Annotated in this window: 1 pseudogene; it reads left to right on the top strand. The window is 43.1% G+C overall.

Features of this window, described 5'->3' with window-relative positions:
* Positions 1–561, top strand: a pseudogene (locus tag HMPREF1048_RS07860) (hypothetical protein); the annotation flags it as partial.

Below are 561 nucleotides of genomic sequence, written 5' to 3'. Positions count from 1 at the left end.
AAACCAGATGGCTCAATCTACCCACCAGGAACAGTAGTAGAAATTCCAGGTAAAGACGGAAAACCAATCACAGTAACAATCGGTGAAGATGGAAAAGGAACAGTACCAAACAGTGATCTGCCAGAAGGAGATATTCCGGGAACAGGTAAGATTATTGAAAAAGGGAAAACACCTGAAGAAGTTCAAGTGAAGACACCTAAAAAATTAGATCCAAATGAACCACAAACGGAGCGACCAGCAATTGGTATTACTAGAAAACCAAATGGAGATGCGATTGTCACACCGAAGAAACCTGGAGTGGGAGGAACATATCCACCAGGAACGAAGGTAGTTATTCCGGGTGATAATGATACTCCAATCGAGGTTATCATCGGAGAAGACGGTTCAGGAATAGTACCGAATGACAAGTTACCTAAAGGTGATTTACCAGGAAAAGGTACAGTAACAGAACCGAATAAGAGACCATCACAACCAGTGCCAACAACTACTCCAGCACGTAAGACACCGACAGTAGACTTGGAACAAGATCCTAAGACTGGTGATGTTACAGTGACACCGAAG

This window comes from Streptococcus mitis SK575 (genome assembly GCF_000257865.1).
GTDB lineage: Bacteria > Bacillota > Bacilli > Lactobacillales > Streptococcaceae > Streptococcus > Streptococcus mitis_CQ.
The sequence above is the reverse complement of the archived record's forward strand: the minus strand, read 5'-3'. Positions and strand labels throughout refer to the sequence as shown.